The following is a 2,600-nucleotide window of genomic DNA, read 5'->3' as shown; positions in this document are numbered from 1 at the left end:
ATTAATACCTCATTATTAACTCTTAAAACCAAGAGGGCATTATCTCTTGGGATGTTATCTCTTACAATAATTAAAATATCTCCATCTGTTGCGAATGGAGCTGCCTTATTGTTTGTTACGGTAATAAAATTATAGTCATATGGCTTTGATAGATTAAATAGTTTTGAAAGAATTTTAATACTTTGTAAGTAAGGATCAATGCTTTCTTTTTGGTTTGCAAAATCGTATAGATCATCATAAATTGTGCAAATGCTTTCAGAATTAGCTCTTATTTGAAGCTTACCATTGTCAGTTTCAATATTATATTTGCTAATTGCAGTAGCTATATCGATATCTGTATCAAAGTAGTCAATTCCAAAACCAGTAGCTTCAGCAATCTTGTATTTGACTTGTATGGGAAGTGGGTTTATATTATTTTCATAAGAATTTACCCTAACTCTACTTATTCCGATCTTATCACCAAACTCACTCTGAGTAAGTCCATAGGCATTGCGTAATCTTCTTAGTTTGTCACCGCATCCATTTGTTTTCATAAATTTCCTTTTTTTATTTATTTTAGCAAATCTAAAATTATTTGTTAATGTATTAAGAGTAGTATAAGGTTGTGAGATATAAAATGATATTAGATTTTTTAGGAGGTTGTCTTTTTATGATTGATGTAGTAGATGAAAAAATAGAAAAAAAGAATGAATTTATTACTCCAGAGCAGTTCGAGGAATTATTTGGAATAAGCATAGATAAACAAACTAGGCTTAGATTTAGTGTAAATTATACTGAGAAACGTAAAGCAAAGATCCCTCCTTTACCATATATCAGAATAGGTAAAAGAATATTGTATAGACTAGAGAGTGTAAAAGAATGGTTAATAGAACAGGAAAGAAGATAATGATTTGCAGTAAAAGAAAAAAGGTTGTGATATGAAGCGGAACCACCACCATAGCCATAGCACAACCCACAAAAGCACTGATATTCTATCAAATAAAATCATAAATGTCAAGGAATTCACTGCTTTGGATATTGAAAATACTAATTTTGAATGGCTGATACCGAATTTCCTTTCAAAACAGAGCTTAAACATGGTATATGCTGGCGCTGGTGCAGGCAAGAGCATGTTTGCTATCCATCTTTGTAATTACTTAGTGAAAAACAATGTCAATCTAGATGAAATCGTTTATATGGATGCTGATAATGGCATTGATATATTACAGAGTAGACAAGTCGATAAAATTATGGATAATAGCAGTGGAAAAATAAAATATATTCTCTCTAACAGCTCGCATAGATTTACTATATTTAAAAAGTTAAATAGAGAATTTAAAGCAGGTGAAATAAAAAATCGACTTATTATTATAGATAGTATTAGAAATTTTATAAAAGGTAGTCTAAGTAAAGATGATAATATAACAAGATTTATGGCAGACCTGCAAGGATTGAGAGACAAGGGTGCTACCATTATATTCCTCCACCACCAACCTAAGCAGGGAATGGATAAAAACGATGAGAATTATAAAGGCGCTACAGCCTTTATGGATAGTGTAGATGAAGCTTACTATTTACAAAACGAAAGTGACAGCTCGATTTCTATCAACGACAATGAAATGATTGTTAGCTTAAAACCAAAGAAAAAGAGAAGCCATACAAAAGAGATGGTTGCTTTAATCGATACCAGGGAATTAGATCTAAAATTTATTGAAGATGATTTTATTGGGCTAAGCGACAAAGAAAAGATATCTTTGCAACTGGCACAAGAAATTATTGATCAAAAAGGTGAAATTTGTCAAAGCGATCTTGCAATAGCCATACAAAAACTTGCAAATAAAAACTACTATGAAACGGTTGGACGTAATACGCTTTGGAAATTATTTGACAAATTTGATGGAAAACTTTTTGATATTAAACGATTAAGAGGATATCAAAATTGTAATAAAAAGGTATTTGTGAGCAGAATAATGAATAAAACACCAAAATCAGAACAAGTAAATTTCGACGTTCATAAAGTCGAAGTATCAACTAATTATTTTGAAAGCGCAAAAGTAGCCAATAGCAACCAACTCTCTATAAACAAGAGCAATTTAAAGTTTTTAAACGCCATTCCTGTTAATATTGAGCCTATATCTAATGTTGATCAACATGGGTATTCAACGATACGAGCATCTGTAGGAAGCTATTGTGTAGATATTGAAATAATAAATAACGATCTTGATCCGCTCGTAAATGAGTTAAAACAATGTATAAAGGACTATGATAAGGAAAATTCGTATCCGACGTTTTTTGGCGGCGATGAACTATTAAATATTTTATTAAAGATTAAGACTATTAATGAATTAAAAATAGTTTTAAGAAGTGATGGCTAATGAATGATAGTTGATATCTTTTTTATTGGTTTTCTAATGGTCGTAATAGTATCGTTTTTAACCTTACTTACTTTGGGTTATTTTGATACAAGTAAAGAATAAATCAAGAAGGTTATTTAAAAATGATTAAAATTAGATATTTTTATAAAATATGCTCAACTATTTTATCCATTACTTATTCTTGTCTTGCAGTTTGTGGAATGTTTTTTCTTGTTCAAAAAACAATCAATATATTGGAGATTAAAA

General features: G+C 30.1%; 3 protein-coding genes. 2 read left to right on the top strand and 1 reads right to left on the bottom strand.

All coding sequences use genetic code 11. From position 1 onward, the window contains the following. A partial coding sequence (locus CYP77_RS06690; RefSeq protein WP_103599724.1) for a helix-turn-helix domain-containing protein occupies positions 1-533 on the bottom strand: 533 nt, incomplete at its 3' end. 116 nt (positions 534-649) lie between these two features. Between CYP77_RS06690 and CYP77_RS06685 the strand changes: the two genes are divergently transcribed. Both CYP77_RS06685 and CYP77_RS06680 read left to right on the top strand, forming a co-directional pair. Continuing rightward, positions 650-886, top strand: coding sequence for a DNA-binding protein (locus CYP77_RS06685; protein WP_103567046.1), 237 nt, complete (start codon positions 650-652; stop codon positions 884-886). 31 nt (positions 887-917) lie between these two features. Further along, positions 918-2,354 (top strand): AAA family ATPase, encoded by a 1,437-nt coding sequence (locus CYP77_RS06680; protein ID WP_103567045.1) that lies wholly within the window; start codon positions 918-920, stop codon positions 2,352-2,354. Positions 2,355-2,600: the final 246 nt, after the last annotated feature.

It is taken from the genome of Campylobacter concisus, assembly GCF_002913865.1.
In the GTDB taxonomy this organism is placed as follows: Bacteria; Campylobacterota; Campylobacteria; order Campylobacterales; family Campylobacteraceae; genus Campylobacter_A; species Campylobacter_A concisus_AM.
The sequence above is the reverse complement of the archived record's forward strand: the minus strand, read 5'-3'. Positions and strand labels throughout refer to the sequence as shown.